Source organism: Providencia sp. PROV189, from assembly GCF_028480065.1.
Taxonomy (GTDB): domain Bacteria; phylum Pseudomonadota; class Gammaproteobacteria; order Enterobacterales; family Enterobacteriaceae; genus Providencia; species Providencia stuartii.
In genome coordinates, this window is sequence record NZ_JAMPOG010000019.1 from 34562 (window position 1) to 52590 (window position 18029).

Here is an 18029-nt window from a genome sequence, read left to right on the forward strand (position 1 = left end):
GCAAATACCACAATTATAGCGATCAGTTTATTTTTAGCACCTGTCAGATCCCTTATTCGATGAAAGTTACAGCAATTCGATCACATAACAAGCAATCGAACTTTTATTGCTGTTTCTTCTTTGACTTTTAGAATCAGTAACGCTAATATTCCTCTCGCTTTAAGGCGTTCCTCCATAGTTCAGTCGGTAGAACGGCGGACTGTTAATCCGTATGTCGCTGGTTCGAGTCCAGCTGGAGGAGCCAATCTCTTCTTATTTAATTCATCTTAATTCACCCAACCTTATCTTAAATTTATATTTGTTCTGTCCTATCATAAAACCATTCTTTTTCAAGATAATTGTGAATTAACATAGCTATTTTATCGTTTTCGTTTTATCATTCTGCTCCGGCTTGAGCATTTCGCTCATTACTCTATTTACCCTTTACGGAGCCGGTTTCATGACAACTGCAACAACTTTAACGATCCGCCGCCCAGATGATTGGCATGTTCATTTTCGCGATGGTGATATGCTAAAAACTGTTGTGCCTTATACCAGTCAATTCTTCGGTCGCGCCATTGTCATGCCAAATCTCGTTCCTCCTGTCACGACAATAGAGATGGCTAAAGCATATCGTGAACGTATTATTCAAGCAGTTCCTGAAGGTGATCGCTTTACGCCATTAATGACGTGTTATTTAACTGACACCACGAATGCTGATGAACTAATACGCGGCTTTCATGAAGGGGTATTTACTGCTTGTAAACTGTACCCTGCCAATGCAACAACCAATTCAAGCCACGGAGTCTCTGATATAAAAAATATCTACTCTGTACTTGAGGCAATGGAGCAAGCAGGAATGCCATTATTGATCCATGGAGAAGTCACATCCAGTCAGATTGATATCTTTGATCGCGAAGCTCGTTTTATTGAGCAAGTCATGGAACCTCTTAGAAAAACATTCCCTAAATTAAAGGTGGTTTTTGAGCACATCACCACTAAAGAAGCTGCCCAATATGTACTAGGGGGCGATGACTATCTAGCAGCTACATTAACACCACAACATTTAATGTTTAATCGCAATCACATGTTAGTTGGCGGTGTGCGCCCACATTTGTACTGCCTGCCTATTCTAAAACGCAATGTTCACCAAGAAGCATTGCGTGCAGCCGTTGCTTCAGGCAGTGATCGTTTCTTCTTAGGAACGGATACAGCACCTCATGTTCAACATCGTAAAGAGTCCTCCTGTGGCTGCGCTGGGGTTTTTAATGCTCCAACAGCACTTGCAGCTTATGCAACAGTTTTTGAAGAACTCGGCGCACTTGCTCATTTTGAAGCCTTCTGTTCATTAAATGGCCCTAAGTTCTATAATTTACCTGTTAATGATGGCTTTATTCAGTTAACTAAAGAAGAAAATATAACCACCTCATCCATTGAGTGCGGCCATGATGCACTGATCCCTTTCCTTGCAGGTGAGGATGCTCGCTGGTCTGTACGCGTTGTTGACTAGTCATATCGACGGGAAGCTCATCACTTCCCGTTAGTCCTTTTCCCTTTTTTGTCACTTTTTTGCATAATCTGTCATTTGGATGCAAAAAAAAGCGTATTTTTCTTTTCAATTGGCAAAATCCCCTTATACTGATTGATACTCGTTATGAGTTTTTCGCTCTTAGTCAGTTATCGATATATATTTATCACGCAGTATGATTAGGAGGTGTTTATGAATAGAAAAAATGAAGTGATTCAGACTCACCCTGTTGTTGGCTGGGACATCAGTACTGTTGATGCCTATGATGCAATGATGTTGCGTTTGCATTATCTCCCAGAAAAAAGTGAAAACAGTGAGAACGCCATTGTTGATAAAACAATGTGGTTAACAACCGATGTAGCCAGACAACTTATTGATATTCTACAAGCCGGTATTGATAAAATAGAGTCCGGTGATTATGTAGAGCCTGACTTTAAAACGCACTAGTGAAAATAATGGATATTTGGTAATAACCAAATATCCATTAACACCATCAATAATTCATATCTTTTTAGTATATTAAATTTTTATACTTCTAATAATTAATATTCATAATATAAAAATAATAATAGTTATTTTTATATTAATTGCAAAAACAAACTAAATTAATTATTTTTTATCACTAGTTTATTGACTTTAATATCCATTCCAATTTATTGTAATCCTCTTTCGAACAAGGATGTTCCTTATGAGAATACTCATTATTGATGAATGTTATTATACTCGAATTGGTATTACTGAATACTTATCTTCAAATAAAAAACTTGAGTTTATTAGTGTAGGATATATTGATGAAGCTATTCATTGTATTAACAATAGTAAACCCAATATCATACTCGTGAATTTAACTTATTATTGTCACCATTCCAATTACTGTTTAACTTTAAAAAAGCTATTAAGCACATCAAATGAGATTAGATTCTATATCTACATTAATGCCCCTTATCCAATATCTGATAAGCCACTATTACTTAAAGATAATTATTTTATTATGTCTAAGAAAATCATTATCCCTACGTTAGATAAAGTGATCAATGATGCGGAACAAATAGAAAAAACAATAAGGCTAACTAATAATTCAAACTCATCAATATTTACACTAAAAGAACAATGCATTATTAATAGTTGGATGAATGAAACACCGAATCATATTATTTCAAAAAAACTGGGGATCAGTAATAGCACCGTTTATTCACAAAAAAGACATATTGTCACCAAAGTCTATGTTAAAAACCGTATTGAGCTATTTTTTATTTATAATATTTTTAAATATCTCTATTAAAAAAAGCCCTTAATCGGGCTTTTTTTATGAGTGACTAATTATCGTTATTTAATAGGCCATCACTTAAGCGATGACGTGATTTATTAAATATTTTATTGCTGACTTCACGCCCTGCTCGACGTGCGCGTTGCACTTCTTCTGGCAGTTTCATCTCCTCAGTACAGGCAACACTACAGCAGCCTTCATATTTTTCTGCGCATGAAGGGCACTGAATAAATAATAAATGACAGCCATCATTACGGCAGTTCGTATGCGTGTCACAAGGTTCACCACATTGATGGCAGTGAGCCAATACTTCATCAGTAATGCGCTCCCCCATGCGGTTATCAAACACAAAATTTTTCCCTTTAAAACGTAACGGTAAACCTTGCTCTTTGGCTTTACGCGCATATTCAATAATACCGCCTTCAACGTGGTATACGTTCTTAAAGCCATTATGCAGCATGTAAGCACTCGCTTTTTCGCAGCGGATCCCACCTGTACAATACATGACTATATTTTTATCTTTTTGTTCCTGTAGCATATCTACAGCCATTGGCAGCTGATCTCTGAAAGTATCAGAAGGCACTTCAATCGCATTTTCAAAATGACCAACCTCGTATTCATAGTGGTTACGCATATCTACAAATACGGTATTCGGGTCATCAATCATCTCATTCACTTCATGTGCTTTAAGATATTGCCCTGTCTTTGAGGCATCAAATGAATCGTCAGTAATCCCATCCGCAACCACACGATCACGGACTTTCATGCGTAAGACCCAGAAAGATTTACCATCATCATCAATAGCGATGTTAAGACGTAAATTATTCAGTTCAGGGCTAGTGCTATAAATCAGTTCGCGCAACGCTTCGACATTTGATGAAGGCACGCTGATTTGAGCGTTGATACCCTCTTTAGCGATATACACACGACCAAACACATTAAGTGCTTTGAACTTCACATACCACTCGTTGCGAAATTCTACTGGGTCGTGGATGTTGAAATATTTATAAAACGAAATTGTGGTACGTGGCTCAGTCTCCGCCAACATACGCTCTTTAAGAATTTTATTTGAAATTTGATTATGTAACACTGGCATGGTGTTCTTTAAACCCTTATAACTCATTGAGATTAATTTAATAAAATGTACCAGTGTCCACATAGTGTCCACACTAGCCATTATGACTATTATCGCTGTTATTTTGTGAATAAAAAACCCTGAATGTTAAAAGGTTTTATATTGAATATTACAATGCCCTCTCGATAGTAAGTTGCACCATAAATTTATTTCACATTGAAATTAAGTTATGTTATAACATTTTTCGCCTATTTGACTTACTCGTTGAAATGTACCGCTTATGAAATTCAATGTGTTATTCCTCAGTTTGTGTTTAGTCTTTTCTTTCAAAAGTTTTGCTCACCCCCATAGCTTTATCGATATGCAGGTCATACCCGAAATCAAGCAACAGCAAGTTATCGGCCTGACATTCACGTGGAAGATGGATCCAATGACCTCTGCGGATATTGCTTATGAGTTAAAAAATAGCCAAGAAGATGACATTCAATGGAAAACGCAAGCGGCAACATTAATGGCAAATATTCTTGCTCAGGACTATTTCACCGACTTTTATTCACAAGGTAAAAAAATAGCTTTTCAAGCGATACCAAGCCATTACCGCTTACAACGTGAAGGGCTACAGCTTATTTTTTCATTTACTGCGCGATTAAAACAACCCGTGCCGATAAAAGGATTGGATATCGAGTTTATGACTTATGACCCGACATTTTTTGTCAGCATGACCTATCCCAATCAACAGGCGGTTATTCTATCTAACACGCTAGACTCCCAATGTAAAATGACGCTCAACGAGCCTAATGTCACTGATGAGTTACGCTTTTATGCCTACTCGCTCGATATCAATCAAACACCTGAAGATGACACCACATTAGGGCTGCAATTTGCTCAAAAGGTGAAGATTGCATGCCAATAATTCAACGTAATAAACCCAAGCACCTAAACTTAATCATCGTTGGCGTAGTTTTCATCGCTCTCTGCGCCGCCGGCACTTATCTCTACCAAAATTGGTCAGTTTGGTTACAAACCAGTGTTGCTTGGCAGCGCCAGCTCAATCTTTTACTCTCGGAACTACTACAATCGACTCAGCGCGACCCATTACAAGCAGGTAGCTTGCTAGTCGCTGTCAGCTTTTTATATGGGCTCCTTCATGCACTAGGCCCAGGTCATGGTAAGCTGATCATTAGCACCTATATCGCCACCCACCCAACACGTTTAAAACAAAGTGTTATCCTTAGTCTACTCGCTTCTTTATTACAAGGTGCCGTGGCGATTGTGTTAGTTTCAGCTGTATTAGTGGTTTTCCAGCTCTCTACTCGCCACTTGAATATGGTTAGCTTATACAGCGAAAAACTCAGTTATGGTTTCGTTGTTTTGCTGGGTGCCTTATGTTGCTACAAAGCATTTCATCAATGGCGAAAAGCCAGAAATAAACGGACAGCATCAGTCTTACATATCCAGCGCCTTTTGCCGTTAAATTCAACCTCAATATCCGCTATCAAGCCACCGCCTAAAATGGCTCCTCTTTGCCAGTGTGGTCACCAACATGTTGTCTCAAGTCAGCAGTTACAAGCCTCTTTACGCACCCAAGCCATTTTGGTGCTATCTATGGGGCTGCGACCTTGCTCCGGTGCATTATTGGTATTGCTTTTTTCTTATGTGATTGGGGTGTATACGTGGGGGATCTTCGCTGCACTAGCCATGGCAATGGGAACCGCATTCACCATCAGCCTTATTGCTTTGTTTGTCTATTTTATGCGTCATCACGCAATGCGGCTGACCAAAACTCAGGGGATCTCTTTTTCGCCTTACTGGCGCGCGCTCCTTTATTTGTGTACAGGGTTAATTTTTATTCTGTTAGGTGTCTTGATGTATCAAAGTGTGATGCTCACTGAAACAGCGTCACCTTTGCTATCGCCACGAATACGCTGATCAAAAGACGAAAAAAAGGAGGGCTCCCCCTCCTAGGCATCTGCCGAAGTTACGATGAGGTAGCCACATCGTAAAGCGCAATGTCAACTGTCTAAACTTATGGTGACCAGCGCAAAGTGCGCTGGTCTGTTATTACTTTTAACCGATTAATTCAATTCGAGCCGGTAAGCCTTGTCTCACTGAGGCACCGGATACCCAATCTAACCAAGTATTCGCCACTTCACGCGTCGGGTCGGCAAAACCTAAATCATTTAGGTTAATGCCTGAACCATTCGCAGCGTTCATTGGCATTGGCTCACCATCAAGGTAATGCTGTTTAGCCCCCATTTCTTTATGACCATAACCATGTTCGATGGCTAAAACCCCTGGCATAACACCGTCTAACACACTGATTTGTGCTTCAACATGACCACCTGGCGTAGTTATCTTGACCCAATCTCCATGCTTAACCCCCATTTTTTGGGCATCATCAGGGTGAATAGCCACAAGATTGGTAGGTTTCACATGGCGTAAACGTTCAATCATTGTCGTTGAGCTACTCATGACATGGGATTTAAATGACATAAGCTTTAACGGCCATTCTGTTGGTGGGAAAACCTTATTCACATCTTCCCCATTCGCTAAACGAGGCGGATAGTAAGTTGGACAACCACTATAGCGCTCCCCCGTAATCGCATGACGGTTCACCGCCACCGTTGGGTTCCAAATCTGCAACCCTTTCTTCCACTGAGGCCCTGTTGCATCACCATCCCACGCTTTTTCATAAGGCGCAAAACGACCACCGCGAGTATAGATATAGGCAACACGACGGATCTCTTCCGGTTTGAGTGTTTTTTCCATTGCAGGCAAAATCCGTTCCACACCACTGATTTGGATGTCTTCATTTGCTGCTTCTGGCACTGGTTTTTCACCTAACCATGCCATATTTGCAGCGACACGTAGGTAATAATCTTCAGCACAATTAAGTGGATATTTATTTCCATCCATATCTTCAATCACGTTGTCACCAAACCCAGGAAGGTCGAGCGCTTTCGCCACTGCGATACAAAATGCTTCCATTGAAATAGGCTGACCGTCGGCCGTTTTCGCGGTACGTGCTCCAACAATTGGCCAGCGAGCAGTACTGGCTTTCACTTGAACCCCCGACCAAGCCCCACTAAAGCCCCAACTTTCAAAGTTATGGGTATCCGGCACAATATAATCCGCCAGCGCTGTTGTCTCATTCATAAAGGCGTCAATACCAATGATAAGTGGAAGATGTTTTGGGTCTTTCAGCTTTTCTTCCATCACCTGACGAATGCCTGCAATACCGTAAACAGGGTTAGTCATGTTGGTGATCCATGCCTTAAGTGGATACGGATAACCCATCAACGCTGACGCTAATTGTTCAGTTAACTGACCTTTGGCAAACGGATACCATGGTGCTTTTGCAGGATAAGGATTTTCACCAGCAGCAACGCGAGCCTTGAATTCATCTGATTTTTCATAGGATTCGTTACTACGGGATAACACAACACCTTTTGGTTTCACTTTGCCAGCGTAGCTCGTTATCTTGTAACGAGGACCATCGCTTTCACCGTTGAATTTACCACCACCTACTGATACCCCACCTTTCAAATTCAGGTTACCAATAAGCGCATTCAGCATAATGACCGACCACGCGGTATAGAATCCATTACCCCCCATCATACCGCCATGCGAGATCACCGCAGCTTTACGATCATAAGAGGTTAATGCACGCCCCAGTGACTCAATGGTTTTAACTGGGACTTGGCAGCGTTCACTATACTCTTCCAACGTCATGCGCTCAGCCGCTTCTTTCAAACATTGGAAACTAGATTTAACCGTGACTTCGCTACCATCGTGCAATGTCACCTGACGCGTGACAAACAGCTCTGCCTGCGTCACATCATCTGCGGGTTTTAGCTCACCTGACGCATCCTGAACCAAATATGCTTTTTTGCTGTCATCATCTTCCGCCATCTGACCATTAAGATGTGAAGCGATCAACAATTGCCCTGCTAATGGATGCTCGTCATCAGTGATCACTAAATGAGTTGAGTTGGTCCAGCTCTTTTCGCCAACTGCTTTCATCGATTTTTCGCTTGGTACGCGCAAATATGCGGCATTGTAACGCTCATTTTCGATGATCCAACGGATCATTCCCATGACTAATGCCGCATCCGTTCCCGGCTGCACAGGAACCCAATGCCCATGATCATTCGCCAGAGTCGTTGTAAGTGGCAATGCAGGGGCAACCACAACATAGTTAAAATTGTCACGTAAACGTGCAGATGCCAGTTGGCGACCTTGGCGTTTAAATGGGTTACCCGACTGTGCTGGCGATGTTCCAATAAATAGCGCAAAACGAACATTATCCCAATCCGGTTTGACGTGCGCATTTTTATCCAGATCATCCATTAGTGCACCAGAGCCAGCACGGTATGCCAGACCACAATAGGAGCCATGGGCACCAAAGTTTTTACTGCCAAAAGCATTTTGGGCAAAGCGGCGTATAAAACCATCACGACCATCATCCCCCGCGTTAGTCACCAGCAGTTGGTTGGCTTTGGGGCCTAATTTAGGTTGTGATGGATCGAGAGGCGTTTCAAGGTCACGAATCGCCCGTAAGCCATCAACATGCCCTTCACCAAATAAATCGCCCCCTTCAACCACTTCTTTGATTAATTGTTCAAAACTGATACGTTCCCATTTACCTTCACCACGTTTACCAACACGTTTCATCGGCTCTAGGATACGCAATGGGCTAGTTAACCCTTCCATTAAGGTTGCACCGCGAGCACACGCCGTGGAGCGATGTTCTAACCCACTTTCGCCGCCCATTTTATTAAACGCCGTTTTCAGTGGCATACCATACGGGAAATGTTTTTCGTGAGACAGAGGGTGATATGGATTCCCCGCAATACGTAGCACTTCGTTTTTTGCCGTATCGACACGAGCACGGATCCCACATTGAGTCCAGCATCCAAAACATTGGGTCATCGCAATAACTTGGCTAGGATCCTCTTTCCAACCACCGTTAGCTTGCCCCTCTGGGCGCAATGAGTTGCCATGAATACGATCTAATGTGACTTTACCGGAAGTGCCATTGGCGAGGCCATCAACTGCACGCTTAGCCACATCACGGTAACCTGCACCAAATAGTGCTAAACCACCGACAACTAAACCACCTTTGAGCCACTGACGTCTTGAGAATTTAGCCATGTTGCACTCTCCTAGCAAACCAACGAACACCTTCACGAATAATAATAATCAGAGCGATCCACAAACCAAACGTACCAAGTAGAGCTAACAGTCCGTCCGTTCCCATCGGGAAGTGATATGGATTAACTAACACGTTATATTTTGGCACCGCTTGAACTTCCATTAGGAAAACCCAGCGCAAGCTCCACGTTAGCCCCATCGCCACTAATGCCGCTACTGTGATATAAACCATTGAGCGTGTAGCCTTTAATGTCATGATTGACATTGCCAATGCCACAACCCACAGTGCGCATATCCCCATGAGCATCCACCAGCCAGGGCTTGCGACCTCTAGTTGATGACGAACAGCAATACCCGAAACAGTGTCACCCGATAACCACAATGCAAAGCAGACAGCTAACAGAAGCAAGCTAATTGCCTGAAGACGTGCTAAGCGCTGCTGATATTGAGGTTCACGACGAGCCCCCAAGCTAATTAACGCAGGAACCGCTTGCATTGCACTAAAGAACAGCAGTACAGGGATCCACCAGCTAAACCAAATAGGTCGTGCGATCAGCACCGAGGCTTCACGACCGGTATATAACAATAAACCTACCGCAGACAGCGCTGACAGTAAGGCCACCCAACGTGTTGCTTTAAATTCTTTTTTCCAAATTAATTTCACCAACAATGCAACAAAGTAGAGGCCGCTAAAAGTGGTAAACAATGGCAGTAAAACTGAGCCCCACCACATCCATGACCAAATAGTTGGATGAGCATAGAAGTGCCAAACACGCGCCGTTTGGTGTAAGTCGGCGGTCAGCGCTAATGGAGCCGTGATCCCCATCGTTATCGTGATAAAGACGGCAATCATCTCTAATCGGCTATTTTCACTCTTACCTTGCCAGTGCAAGTAACAAGCATAAAGTGTCGCGCAAGCCGCGATACCGATAAAAAAGAAGTATTGAACGGCCCAAGGCAACCAGAAAAACTCTTGTGGCTGTGCCATAATTTCCGAAATATAGGTCACTTGTTCGCTCATCAGAATACCTCCTGCCATAATGCGGGTTGCCCTTTACCGGCTAGCGGTTCAACAAAAGCATCATCCAAGCCTAAATAAAACACTTGAGGTAATGTGCCACTTTCCGGTTTCAGCACTTTAATTTCGGCTTTATGTTCTTCGAGCATTTTCCGGATCGTACTGTTTGGATCTCTTAAATCACCAATAATTCGCGCGCCACCAACACAGGACTCAACGCAGGCTGGTAGTAAGCCGACTTCAAGACGATGCGCACAAAATGTACATTTATCTGCGGTTTGGGTCGTATGGTTGATAAAACGCGCATCATATGGGCAAGCTTGTACACAATAAGCACAACCAACACAGCGCTCATTATCAATAACCACAATTCCGTCTTCCCGTTGAAACGTGGCTTGTACTGGGCAAACGGGCACACAAGGCGGGTTATCACAGTGGTTACACAAACGTGGTAATAGGACGTTTGCCACGCCCTCCTGCCCTTTTAAAGAAACTTGATATTGGTTAACCGTCGTACGAAACTGACCTTGCGGTGTCTGATTTTCAACAGAACAACTAACGGTACAGGATTGACAGCCGATACAACGGCGTAAGTCAATCAGCATGCCATAACGTTTTTCAGGGTTACCTTCGCGGCGAGTTGGGGAGAAATTGAGTCCAGCTTCGGCAATCGGTATTAACGATGCCCCCGCGGTGACTGCCCCTAATTGTTGTAGAAATTTTCGTTTACTCAGATCCATAATTGGCTCCAGTAGGACATTGCTAATGCAAAAACAGATGGTAAATATTAGTATGCTTTTGGTTTTACAGGCTTTATTTACCGTTACCTCAACCTATTTTTGATAACCACGGTAATTCTTATTTCTCTTTAAAAACGGTGTGTTATCTTTAATTAGCTTTATTGTATGAGGGGCTGCGTAACGACCCTATTGTGGTTTACCACATACCCGTAACTAAATTGATCTAACGCAACGAATAACCCAAATATGTTAAAGAAATCATCTATGTCTTTGTATCGCCTACTGTTCATCTTGCTTCTTGCTGGCAGTTTTCCTGCTATGGCGGCTGAATGGAAAATCGGGGTACTTGCACTACGCGGTGCAAACTCAACACAATCCCACTGGCAAATATTAGCCGACACATTAAATGAGTCTCTACCGGGTGAACATTTCACGTTACAGCCACTTAACTTGGATGAGATGCGTGACGCAATTGCAGAGCGTAAGATAGACTTTCTGCTGACAAACCCTGCTCAATTTATCCAACTCGATAGTCGCTATCATTTACGCTGGTTACTTTCATTGCGTTCATCCGTAGAGCCTGATAGCGCCACTCGTAACGTTATCGGAAGCCTTATTTTAGTGCGGGCAGACAGTGATATTAACGAGGTAAAAAACCTAATTGGTAAAAAAGTGGGGGCAATTTCTCCAGACGCTTTCGGCGGCTACCTTTTAGGTTATAAGGTACTCAGAGATATGGGGTATGACGCAGAAAAAGATTTTCGTATGCAGTTTCTCGGTTTCCCCGCCGATGCGCTCTTATATGCCTTACGCGATAGCTCACTTTCGGCTGCTATCATCCCTGTTTGCTTATTGGAAAATATGGACAGTGAAGGATTAATTGATAAAAACCAGTTTCGGCCTTTAATTGAGCATGCGAGCACTCTACCTTGTAAGACCAGCACTGAGCTTTACCCTAACTGGTCATTTGCTGCCTTGAATGATATCCCCGATAATTTAGTTGATAAGGTGACCAAAACATTACTTTCATCCGATAAATCTGGCATGCGTTGGGGAGCCCCAGCATCAGTGAACCAAGTCGAAACCTTGTTACGTGATGTAAACCAACATCCACAGCAACGACAAATTTGGCAAGACATTATGAGTTGGTTGATCCAGCATCAACTGTCGCTAGGCCTCGTCTTACTCTTTTTTATCTTACTTGGGGTCAATCATGTTTGGATAGCCTTCTTAGTTCGCCGCCGTAGCCGCCAATTAGAAGAGGCTCACAATCGCTTACGCCAACAGGAAGCGAATTTAGAAAAAGCTCAGCGATTAAATATATTAGGTGAAATGGCCTCAGGGTTTGCCCATGAGCTTAACCAGCCACTTTCCGCGATCCGCCACTACGCACAAGGTTGTATTTTACGTCTCAAAAAAGAGTCAGATGATCATCCCCTGATTAATGCCTTAACAAAAATTGATAATCAAGCGCAACGCGGGGCCGATATTATTCGTAATCTTCGCCTATGGGCTGGGAAACCTCACCAAGAGGTCGCACTGCAACTGAGTGAGCAGCATGTTATACCGACGATACAACATATTTGGCAATTACTACGGGTATCGCAACATTATCCACAGGTCAAACTCATGTTACCGGATAGCCGTGACGTTTCATTGAAGCTACCTGAAACACTGCTGGATCAACTGCTATCAAACCTCATTAGTAATAGCTTGCAAGCCGGCGCGACAACATTATGTTTTAGCTTTCACTTTGCCCCAGAACGGTTTTTACTCGTACTACAAGATGATGCAGGCGGCATGCAGCCTGAACAACTGACTCAAGGGATCACGCCTTTTGCAACCACTAAAAAAGAGGGATTAGGGCTAGGTTTAGTGATCTGCCAGCGATTGATCCAAAGCCAAGGGGGCGACATTCGCATTGAAAATAATGTGAGTGAGGCTGGCTTAAATGGGCTAAGAGTAACCCTCATTTTCCCGTACCACCATGGAAAATCGAGCGAAACATAGCCTTATTCAGTAACGATAAATAGGACTTTCGCATACTATTGATAACATTAACTATGTTAATATGTAAAAATACATTCATCATGAATTTAAACATTGATATCCCAATTTGATGAAGTGAGGTTCTATTCATGCCTGTTATCCATCTGGTGGACGACGATCCGGCAGTTACCGATGCTTGCCAATTTCTCCTTGAAACGCTCGGTTATACCGTCGTTGTTTGGAATGACAGTGAACAATTTGTTCAGCAAGCCGACCTTCACCAAGAGGGCGTGGTACTCCTCGACATGCGTATGCCAAAACTGGATGGTCGCCAAGTTCACCAACTGCTCAAAGCCCAACAAAGCACATTAGCGGTGATCTTTCTCTCTGGTCATGGCGATATTCCTATGGCCGTCGAACAAGTCAAACTAGGCGCTGTCGATTTTCTACAAAAACCAATTGATAGCCAGCTATTAGCAAAAACACTTGAGCAAGCACAAGAAAAAACCCAACAAGCCACGGCAAGTTATCTTATTCAGCAGCGTTACCAAACACTGACACCAAGAGAAAAAGAGATTTGCAAATACGTTTTGCAAGGCTTAATTAACCGGGAAATCGCCGATGTGGCCTGTGTTTCTGTTCGGACCGTCGAAGTGCATCGTTCTCGCATGATGGAAAAAATGGCAGTACGGAATTTGGCCGAACTGATGAGTACCCTACAGACGGCCAATTTATTAAATGAATAATTTGTTATACTCACCATACTTTAGGTGGCAACGCTGTTAATTAAGTGAATTTACTCAAATTACAGCCTTAGGTCTCTACTGACCTGCCCCTCAAATTATTTAGAGTATATAATAGATACTATTGATAATTTGATTGCTTTTAGCACTGGCTTGCTTGCTCATCTCATGGCCTTCTAGTCGCTAAAATCAATCTGTTAATCGCTGTTGTCATAAAAATTTAAACAACTCACAACAGCCTTCAGTCACTAACCTAATTTTTTGGAAACCAATGATACAAGCTCCAAAGTTTGATAAAAGTTTATTACACCCACGTTACTGGCTCACTTGGTTTGGTATCGGTCTGCTTTACGTACTGGTTCTTTTGCCCTATCCCATGATTTATTGGATGGGAACCCGTTTAGGCTTATTGTCCAAACATTTGCTAAAAAAACGCGCCCAAATTGCCGATCGCAACCTAGCGCTCTGTTTTCCTGAAATGAGCTTAGAAAAACGCCAACACTACATTGATAAAAATTTTGAGTCCGTGGGTATGGGGGTTTTTGAAACAGGCATGGCATGGTTTTGGCCTGAATGGCGCATACGCCGCTGGTTCAAAATCGAAGGGCGTGAACATATGATTGCGGCTCAATCGACAGGTCGTGGCATTATTGTATTAGGGATCCATTTTCTGACATTAGAGCTTGGTGCAAGAGCTTTCGGTATGCTTAACCCCGGCATTGGCGTTTACCGCCCAAATGATAATAAATTAATGGACTGGCTTCAGACCCGAGGACGCCTACGCTCTAACAAATATATGTTGGACCGCAAAGACGTCAAAGGGATGGTACGCAGTCTCAAACAAGGGGAAATATTGTGGTATGCCCCCGACCATGATTATGGTCCTCGAAATAGCTCGTTTGCCCCACTATTTGCAGTAAAAAATGCAGCAACCACCAATGGCTCAGCGATCTTATTGCGCTTAGCGAATCCGCTTATTGTTCCTTTTATTCCACGTCGCTTACCCGCAGGAAAAGGTTATGAGTTGGTTATTCAACCTGCTGTCGATGATTTCCCTATCGATGATGAAGTCGCGGTTGCAACCAAAATGAATCAACTTATTGAGCAAGCGATATTATTAGCCCCCGAACAATATATGTGGCTACACCGACGTTTTAAAACGCGCCCCAAAGGAGAAACTTCTTTGTACGGTGATTTAGACAAAATCCATCATTAGATAAAACACAACGGCTGTCAGTTATCTGGCAGCCGTTGTGTTTTAAGCATAAACAGTTGAGCAAGGAGTCTATGTTAAACAGAAACAGTTATTGGAAACGTAATCTTTATGTCGTTTGGTTCGGTTGTTTTTTAACCGGTGCGGCATTTAGCCTGATCATGCCTTTTCTTCCGCTTTATATTGAGGAGTTAGGGGTTACCGATCACAGCTCATTAAACCTATGGACAGGGGCCGTTTTCAGTATTACGTTTTTGTTTTCCGCTATTGCCGCTCCATTTTGGGGGCGTTTATCTGACCGCAAAGGCAGAAAGTTGATGCTACTACGCTCAGCACTCGGTATGGCAATAGTGATGGTGCTCATTGGTTTCGCTCAAAACATTTGGCAATTATTGATACTAAGGGCCTTATTAGGACTACTCGGTGGATTTGTGCCCAATGCAAATGCCCTCATCGCCACACAAGTTCCCGTGAAAAAAAGTGGTTGGGCAATGGGCGTATTAGCGACGGGTGCCGTTAGTGGTGCCCTGATCGGTCCATTGATTGGCGGGTTACTTGCTGACCAATATGGCTTACGCCCCGTTTTCTTTATTACTGCAACGGTCCTCTTTATTTGTTTTATTGTGACCTTATTCTATGTTCGTGAACGTTTTACCCCTGTTTCACGTAAAGACGCGCTGAATAACAAACAAGTATTTGCCTCCCTCAAAAATAAGAATTTGGTGATTAGCTTATTTTTTACCACCATGATTATTCAAGCTGCGATTGGTTCCATCAACCCTGTCATTACACTCTATGTTCGTGATCTTGCAGGCACGACTGAGAATTTAGCCTTTATTAGCGGGGTAATTGCCTCAATTCCAGGGGTTGCAGCGCTACTCAGTGCGCCTAGATTGGGGAAACTAAGTGATCGTATCGGGCCAGAAAAAGTGCTACTTGCAGTATTAGCGGCCTCTATTTTTGTTTTATTCCCTATGGGATTGGTGAGTAATTACTGGGAGTTGGGGGCGCTGCGTTTCTTGCTCGGTGCATTAAACGCCGCTTTATTGCCCGCAGTACAAACATTAATTATCTATAACATCTCACATCAAGTGACAGGGCGCATTTTCAGCTACAACCAAGCCTTGCGGGATGTTGGGAACGTGACTGGCCCGCTAATGGGCTCGTTTGTGGCCGCAAGCTATGGCTTTAGAGCCGTCTTTTTCTTTACCGCTGCCTTAGTTTTATTTAACTTACTTTATTCATGGTACATCATTAAACGTCAATCTCAGGATTGTAAATCACCATCGGCCTAATAGAAAAGAGAGGGCTAAGCCTTCTCTCGTTGTAGAACAAAACATCCCATCACGTTCACTGTGAATAATCGGTAGAGTTATTTATTCATTTCCCTCATTTATTGTAGGTATAACAGCATTTTATGCAAAAAACACAGAAAACATAACATAAATTTATGTTTTATAAGGCTATGTTTCTTTTATAATCACCTCTTTTCTTGTCAACAAAATTCCTGTATTGTCGCCTACCTTATCGTGAAAAATGCGAGTGATATCGACTTTTCACCTTAAAAAAACACTTTTCACAATAAATATATTCTGTTTTTCAGTGTTTTTATAATAATGTATGTTAAAAATATGTTTACAAAATGAAGTTAACATATCTCTAAATTTTGGCACCTACCACTTTGTCAGGTGTTTTTTCAAGCACAACTAATCAAAATATAATTTATCGGAGTTCACAGATGAGTCATTCTGCGACTAAAACAAAAACCTTTTTTGGGCATCCATACCCACTGAGTTCACTCTTCCTCACCGAAATGTGGGAAAGGTTCTCTTTCTATGGCGTGCGCCCACTGCTCATCTTGTTTATGAGTGCCGCACTGCTACAAGGGGGAATGGAGTTACCTATTGAGCAAGCTTCCGCTATCGTCGGGATCTTTGCTGGTGGGGTTTATATCACATCACTTCCTGGTGGCTGGCTAGCAGATAACTGGCTAGGGCAGCGCAGAGCGGTTTGGTACGGCTCGTTAATCATTGCATTCGGCCACTTATCGATCGCAATGTCAGCGTTTTTAAGCAATACCTTCTTCTTTGTTGGTCTCCTATTAATCGTGTTAGGAACTGGTTTGTTTAAAACCTGTATCACGGTCATGGTGGGAACACTCTATAAAAAAGAAGATACTCGTCGTGACGGTGGTTTCTCCTTGTTCTATATGGGGATTAACATGGGGTCGTTTATCGCTCCACTGATCATCGGCCCTTTGCATGAAAAATACGGCTGGCATCTTGGCTTTGGTCTTGGCGGTATCGGTATGCTGATTGCACTCTTGATTTTCCGTTTCTATGCCATCCCACAAATGCGCCGCTACGACAAAGAAGTCGGGTTAGATTCAACGTGGAACCGCCCAACTGTCGAGCGTAAAAATGTCGGTAAATGGGTAACGCTCGCTATGGCAATCCTCGCGGTGTTGGTGATCCTTATCGACAATGGCGTTATCCCATTTAATGCAGCGACAATCGCAAAAAGCTCAGCCTACATCATCTCCACGTGTGTGGGTATCTACTTCTTTTTCATGTTCTTCTTTGCCGGCCTTAATAGCAGTGAGCGTTCACGTCTCCTCGCTTGTTTGATACTGCTCATTGCAGCAGCTTTCTTCTGGTCAGCGTTTGAACAAAAACCAACCTCATTTAATATCTTTGCGCGTGACTATACCGATCGCCAAATGGGCTCATTTGAGATCCCAACCATTTGGTTCCAGTCTATCAACGCATTGTTTATTATCCTGTTGGCACCTGTCTTTAGCTGGTTCTGGCCTTCTCTTGCCAAACGCAATATCAACCCAAGCAGCATGACTAAATTTGTCATCGGTATCTTATTTGCTGCGGCAGGCTTTGCGGTCATGATGATGGCAGCCAACCAAGTTCTTGCCACACAAACAGGGGTTTCGCCGTTCTGGTTAGTTTCGAGTATTCTTTTACTCACTCTCGGTGAGCTATGCCTAAGCCCTATTGGCTTAGCAACCATGACTCTGCTGGCACCACAAAAGATGCGTGGCCAAGTGATGGGGCTCTGGTTCTGTGCAAGCGCATTAGGTAACCTTGCTGCTGGTATCATGGGCGGAAACATCAATAAAGAACAACTAAATTCAATGCCTGAGTTGTTCTCACATGTTTCAATCGCATTAGTTATCTGTGCAATCGTGCTAGCTGCATTAATCATTCCAGTTAGAAAAATGTTAAAAAATGCAGATGATAACGAAGTAAACGCAAAATAATTTTCCGTTAGTTATCAATCATCCCCACGCCCGATATGCAGAATTGCCTATC

The 18029-nt window shown here is 42.8% G+C and carries 14 protein-coding genes and 1 tRNA gene; 11 read left to right on the plus strand and 4 right to left on the minus strand.

Translation table 11 applies throughout. The annotated features are described in order from the left end of the window. Window positions 1-168 precede the first annotated feature (168 nt). From PR833_RS12335 to PR833_RS12350, 4 genes are all read left to right on the plus strand, one after another. Window positions 169-244, plus strand: a tRNA-Asn gene (locus PR833_RS12335). Between the two features lie 195 nt (window positions 245-439). Continuing rightward, entirely contained in the window at window positions 440-1489 is a 1050-nt protein-coding gene (gene pyrC, locus PR833_RS12340) for a dihydroorotase (protein WP_004918504.1), read from the plus strand. Between the two features lie 210 nt (window positions 1490-1699). Then, window positions 1700-1954 carry a biofilm formation regulator BssS gene (bssS, locus tag PR833_RS12345; protein WP_004918503.1) on the plus strand — a complete coding sequence of 85 codons (255 nt, stop codon included), beginning with the start codon at window positions 1700-1702 and terminating at the stop codon, window positions 1952-1954. Window positions 1955-2195: 241 nt separating this feature from the next. After that, window positions 2196-2789: a LuxR C-terminal-related transcriptional regulator gene (locus tag PR833_RS12350; protein ID WP_272526183.1), complete on the plus strand. Its 594-nt coding sequence runs from the start codon at window positions 2196-2198 to the stop codon at window positions 2787-2789. Window positions 2790-2823: 34 nt separating this feature from the next. Here the strand turns inward: PR833_RS12350 and trhO are convergent, their stop codons facing one another. Next, entirely contained in the window at window positions 2824-3870 is a 1047-nt protein-coding gene (gene trhO / locus PR833_RS12355) for an oxygen-dependent tRNA uridine(34) hydroxylase TrhO (RefSeq protein WP_014658015.1), read from the minus strand. Window positions 3871-4129: 259 nt separating this feature from the next. Between trhO and PR833_RS12360 the strand changes: the two genes are divergently transcribed. Together PR833_RS12360 and PR833_RS12365 are read left to right on the plus strand one after the other, a co-directional pair. Next, complete coding sequence (locus PR833_RS12360) at window positions 4130-4762, plus strand: DUF1007 family protein (RefSeq protein ID WP_040132990.1); 633 nt, start codon at window positions 4130-4132, stop codon at window positions 4760-4762. Next, window positions 4753-5778, plus strand: coding sequence for a nickel/cobalt transporter (locus tag PR833_RS12365; RefSeq protein WP_272526184.1), 1026 nt, complete (start codon window positions 4753-4755; stop codon window positions 5776-5778). Before PR833_RS12360 ends, PR833_RS12365 begins: the two co-directional genes overlap by 10 nt. 138 nt (window positions 5779-5916) lie before the next feature. Here PR833_RS12365 and ttrA read toward each other — a convergent pair whose 3' ends face one another. The 3 genes from ttrA to ttrB are packed head-to-tail and all read right to left on the minus strand — an operon-like array spanning window position 5917 to window position 10761. Then, window positions 5917-9003 carry a tetrathionate reductase subunit TtrA gene (gene ttrA, locus PR833_RS12370; RefSeq protein ID WP_014658011.1) on the minus strand — a complete coding sequence of 1029 codons (3087 nt, stop codon included), beginning with the start codon at window positions 9001-9003 and terminating at the stop codon, window positions 5917-5919. Then, on the minus strand, window positions 8996-10024 hold the full coding sequence (ttrC, locus tag PR833_RS12375; RefSeq protein WP_014658010.1) for a tetrathionate reductase subunit TtrC: 1029 nt from the start codon (window positions 10022-10024) through the stop codon (window positions 8996-8998). Before ttrC ends, ttrA begins: the two co-directional genes overlap by 8 nt. After that, window positions 10024-10761, minus strand: coding sequence for a tetrathionate reductase subunit TtrB (ttrB, locus tag PR833_RS12380; protein ID WP_004918495.1), 738 nt, complete (start codon window positions 10759-10761; stop codon window positions 10024-10026). Before ttrB ends, ttrC begins: the two co-directional genes overlap by 1 nt. A 264-nt stretch (window positions 10762-11025) precedes the next feature. On the opposite strand from ttrB, the gene ttrS reads away from it, so the two are divergent. From ttrS to PR833_RS12405, 5 genes are all read left to right on the plus strand, one after another. After that, window positions 11026-12771, plus strand: coding sequence for a tetrathionate respiration histidine kinase TtrS (gene ttrS / locus PR833_RS12385; RefSeq protein WP_272526185.1), 1746 nt, complete (start codon window positions 11026-11028; stop codon window positions 12769-12771). A gap of 128 nt (window positions 12772-12899) precedes the next feature. After that, window positions 12900-13496 carry a tetrathionate respiration response regulator TtrR gene (gene ttrR / locus PR833_RS12390; protein ID WP_004918493.1) on the plus strand — a complete coding sequence of 199 codons (597 nt, stop codon included), beginning with the start codon at window positions 12900-12902 and terminating at the stop codon, window positions 13494-13496. Window positions 13497-13764: 268 nt separating this feature from the next. Next, window positions 13765-14709: a Kdo(2)-lipid IV(A) acyltransferase gene (locus tag PR833_RS12395; RefSeq protein WP_004918492.1), complete on the plus strand. Its 945-nt coding sequence runs from the start codon at window positions 13765-13767 to the stop codon at window positions 14707-14709. Between the two features lie 71 nt (window positions 14710-14780). Next, complete coding sequence (mdtG, locus tag PR833_RS12400; protein ID WP_004918491.1) at window positions 14781-16001, plus strand: multidrug efflux MFS transporter MdtG; 1221 nt, start codon at window positions 14781-14783, stop codon at window positions 15999-16001. Between the two features lie 443 nt (window positions 16002-16444). Then, on the plus strand, window positions 16445-17977 hold the full coding sequence (locus tag PR833_RS12405) for a peptide MFS transporter (protein ID WP_004918490.1): 1533 nt from the start codon (window positions 16445-16447) through the stop codon (window positions 17975-17977). The last annotated feature ends 52 nt before the right edge of the window (window positions 17978-18029 follow it).